This is a genomic window from Fusicatenibacter saccharivorans, from assembly GCF_015557635.1.
In the GTDB taxonomy this organism is placed as follows: Bacteria; Bacillota; Clostridia; order Lachnospirales; family Lachnospiraceae; genus Fusicatenibacter; species Fusicatenibacter saccharivorans.
Window position 1 is genome coordinate 1 of the sequence record NZ_JADNOP010000037.1, and the last position, 2925, is coordinate 2925.

The 2925-nt window shown below is 39.9% G+C and carries 3 protein-coding genes; all 3 read right to left on the reverse strand.

The window, feature by feature from the left end:
- Positions 1 to 104: 104 nt before the first annotated feature.
- The 3 genes from I2G42_RS16070 to I2G42_RS16080 are packed head-to-tail and all read right to left on the reverse strand — an operon-like array spanning position 105 to position 2745.
- Positions 105 to 1337: an ABC transporter permease gene (locus I2G42_RS16070; RefSeq protein WP_055226878.1), complete on the reverse strand. Its 1233-nt coding sequence runs from the start codon at positions 1335 to 1337 to the stop codon at positions 105 to 107.
- A 24-nt stretch (positions 1338 to 1361) separates the two neighbouring features.
- Positions 1362 to 2027: an ABC transporter ATP-binding protein gene (locus tag I2G42_RS16075; RefSeq protein ID WP_055226876.1), complete on the reverse strand. Its 666-nt coding sequence runs from the start codon at positions 2025 to 2027 to the stop codon at positions 1362 to 1364.
- 31 nt (positions 2028 to 2058) lie between these two features.
- Positions 2059 to 2745 carry an ATP-binding cassette domain-containing protein gene (locus tag I2G42_RS16080; protein ID WP_195531267.1) on the reverse strand — a complete coding sequence of 229 codons (687 nt, stop codon included), beginning with the start codon at positions 2743 to 2745 and terminating at the stop codon, positions 2059 to 2061.
- Positions 2746 to 2925 lie beyond the last annotated feature (180 nt).

Consider the following 2925-nt stretch of genomic DNA (forward strand, 5'->3'; position numbering starts at 1 on the left):
ACACCGCCAAAAGCAAAAGTCAACACCTTTTTTCGAATTTTCTTATTTTTAGAAAAATATAGTTAATTCTGCATATTCAGTATTTTATCTGACTATTTCTTTTTTTACTCCATCATCAAAATCTTTTTCGGCTGATATCGTACAATCTGGTATACCATAACCATAGAAGAAGCCAGCACAACCCCCATTCCACAAAGATACAATATTATAATCTGCTGTGTCTTAATTGCAGCCTGCACACCGTTCGAAAGATCTACAGCTATTTTTATCACATTCGCCAAAGGATAAGAAAAAATTACCCCCGCTGTAATTGCCAGCAATACCGGGCAAAAAGATTCCATCAACATCTGCAGCATAATCCGCATCTTTGTTTCTCCAACAGAAAGAAGAATGCCAATCTCAAACATGCGATCCCGCAAATTCATAAGAATCAAAAAACTTAATGTGATAGTTCCAAGGATTACGGAAACTATCACCATGAGATTCGAAATCCCTGCCAGGCTCTTCAGGCTGTCGGCCACCGCTTTATAAGCTGAAACATTTACCGTATAGTCCATATCATATTCTTCTTTGATATATTCCGGCATTTTTTTCGCATCTTCAGCAAACGCTCTTCCTTCTTCCGGGTCCTTCAACTGCAATGTAATTTCTTTTACATTATCATTTTCATTCATCTCATAAACTGGTGTATCCAGGGTATAGATAGCATTTGCTGGGTTATTATATACCACATTTCCACTGTAAGCTGCCTCGTTCGTACTGTAAATACCACTGATTTTAAATGTATACCGCTCCTTTGTGTATGGTGAAAGAACAGCTATGGTATCTCCTATTCCCAGTCCATTCCGTTCCGCAATCCCATCACTGACTACCGCTTCTTCTGCATTCTGCGGTACATGTCCCGAAATCAGTGTAACTACAGAAGAAACAGAACTAAAATACTCGACAGGATCAGATGATCCCTCCACATAAATATTTTCTGTTCCATTTTCTTCCTGTCCGTCCATAATTTCAGCTGTAAAGTTATCCGCCAGAGCAGCTGTCACCGTATTACAGCTGCCAAACCGAATTCTTTCATCAGCGCAGAGTTCCAAATATTTTTGATGTGAAATCGAATTCACACCGCGCGGCTCTTCACTGTATATCTGACGCTCATTCGATACAAGCACGCTTCCTCCGATGCTCGTCCGAATCTCCCATATCCGTTCCCGACTTGCCGCGCGGATACATAAGCCAAACAGGATCAGGATGGATAAAATCAGGAAACTTAAAAACATCAGAATTGTATTTTTTTTATGATAAGAAATACTGCGAAATGCTCTTTTGATCCAGTTCATAAAAACTTTCCCTCCCCCTCATGTTTAATCCTGCAATTTTTTCTTTTCCAGCCGTACCACCACATCTGCCTCCGCGGCAAATGCTTCCGAATGTGTAACTGCTATTACACATTTCTTATCTTCATGAGCCAGCTCTTTGAAAATTTTCACAATGCCAGCCGCCGTATCAACGTCCAGATTTCCCGTCGGCTCATCCGCAAGAATCACCTCTGCATTTGTCGAAATCGCACGCGCAATCGCTACGCGCTGCTGTTCGCCTCCTGAAAGTTTATTGATATTGCGGTTCATCTGATCTTCTGTAATTCCCATTCGTGTCAGAAGTTCCCGCGCCCGTTCTTTTTTGTTTTTAATCGGATTTGACGTAATTTCCATTGCCGCCAGCACATTCTCCAGCGGGGTCAGATAAGGCAGCAGATTATACGCCTGAAACACAATTCCAATCTTGCTGTTTCGATATCTTGTATAGCCAATTTCCCGGATATCTTTTCCTTCAAAGCACACGCAGCCGCTCTTAGGTTCTTCCAGCGCACCCGCCAAAGTCAGCGTCGTTGTTTTCCCCGATCCAGAAGGACCAACAATCGTGTAAAGAGTACCCTTCTCAAATGAATAGCTGGCTTTATCCAAAATATCAATTCTCTTTCCGCCGCTCTCGTAAAAATAGCTTACCTCTTTTAATTCCAGTTCTGCCATATTGTTCCTTTCTACTATAATCTAGTCGCCTCTACATTTTTCCAGTTCTCACTTCCGTAAGAAACCCATCTTTTACCAAATATACTTTATCAAATTTTTCCAGTTTATCATAATGATGTGTAATAAAAATCACAGATTTTTCCGGCATTTCTTCTGTTATAATTTTATAAAGATATTCATTGGCTTCTACATCAAATCCACTGGACGCTTCATCAAAAAGCATAACCGGCGCATCTTTCAATAGTGCCCGTGCAACCACAAGCTTTTGTCTTTCTCCTCCTGAAAGAAATGCTCCATCATCTCCTATTTGTGTTTTTTCTTTTTCTGGAAAACGTTGCAAGTATTTTTTCACGCCACTTTTCCTTAGTACCTCATTCAGTTTTTGTCTGTCTGCTTTCCCCTCCAAATCTATATTCTGCACAATGTCCCCCAAAAACAACGCTGATTTCTGACTCACAACAGAAAAAAGGCTTCGGTATTCTGATAATTTTAGCACTTTTATATTTTCACCATTACATAAAGTTTCTCCTTCTTCCGGTTCATAAAATCGTAATAGTAATTCCAAAATTGTTGATTTTCCACTTCCATTTTTTCCAATAATAGCCACTTTTTCTCCCGGCTCAAGTTTAAAAGATACTTTCTTTAACACTTCCCTATCCTTTGTATACTGAAATCTCACATTTTTAAATTCTAATATTGGCGAAATCTCTTTTTCCACTCTTTTACTTCCACTTCGTTCCTCTTCCATATTCAAAAATGTATAAAGTCGTTCAGCGGACGGTTTGACACTTGCAAAATGCATACGCAGATCAATTAAACTAAGTTAGCAACCACCAGTTCAACTGGTGGTTTATTATTAGCCCTCCAAAGGGCTATTGTTACTGCTCGCCCCAAAGGG

Excerpts from the sequence above, each read along its gene's own strand:
- I2G42_RS16075 (WP_055226876.1), bottom strand. The coding sequence starts at position 2,027 with ATGGCAGAACTGGAATTAAAAGAGGTAAGCTATTTTTACGAGAGCGGC.
- I2G42_RS16070 (WP_055226878.1), bottom strand. The coding sequence starts at position 1,337 with ATGAACTGGATCAAAAGAGCATTTCGCAGTATTTCTTATCATAAAAAA.